At 68.5% G+C, this 435-nt stretch carries 1 pseudogene; it reads right to left on the reverse strand.

From position 1 onward, the window contains the following. Positions 1-373, reverse strand: a pseudogene (locus AB0C16_RS40650) (MFS transporter); the annotation flags it as partial. Positions 374-435 lie beyond the last annotated feature (62 nt).

Genomic DNA, 435 nt, shown 5'->3' on the forward strand with positions numbered 1-435 from the left:
CGCGGATCTTGCGGCCCGCCACCATGAAGGCGATGCCCGCCGCGACCGCCACGACCGCCTGCAGCGTGTAGTACGCGGCGTCGCCCAGCGGAGCGTTGAGCTTCGTGGTCCAGCCGTTCAGGGCGTTGCCCGTCGACGTGGCCAGGAACCACAGGCCCATGATCTGGCCGACGAACATCTTCGGCGCCAGCTTCGTGGACAGCGACAGGCCGACCGGGGAGAGGCACATCTCACCCATGGTCTGCGCCAGGTAGACGGCGAGCAGCCAGAACACGGTGACCTTGCCCGTGTCGCTGTTGGCCGCGGCCGCGCCCGCCAGGCCCATGATGCCGAAGGAGCCACCGATGAGGAGCATCGCCAGCGCGAACTTCATCGGGGTGCTGGGCTCACGGTTGCGCGTGGCCAGCTTGACCCAGAGCGTGGCGAAGATCGGAG

It is taken from the genome of Nonomuraea sp. NPDC048916 (assembly GCF_040649575.1).
Classification (GTDB): domain Bacteria; phylum Actinomycetota; class Actinomycetes; order Streptosporangiales; family Streptosporangiaceae; genus Nonomuraea.